A 365-nucleotide genomic window follows, 5' to 3' on the forward strand; every position below is an offset into this window, starting at 1 on the left:
AGCGAGTAAAACACCGAATATACGTAAAACTAGCTATAAAAATAGCAGAAGCTCGCGCGGAGAAGCTCCAATTTTGGGCTGAAATCGGAATTCACGAATAAAGTGCTCAAACTCACGAATAAAGTACTCAAACTCACGAATAAAAGCGCAAAACTCACGGATAAAGTGTTCAAATTCACGAATAAACGCCCCAAACTCACGAATAAAGTGTTCAAATTCACAAATAAAAGCGCGAAACTCACGAGTAAAGTGTTCAAATTCACGAATAAACGCCCCAAACTCGCAAGTAAAACACCAATATGAGTATGATCCGTAAAATTAGCTATGAAAATAGCAGAAACTCGCGTGAAAAAAGTCCATTTTCA

It is taken from the genome of Peribacillus muralis, assembly GCF_001439925.1.
Lineage (GTDB): Bacteria > Bacillota > Bacilli > Bacillales > DSM-1321 > Peribacillus > Peribacillus muralis.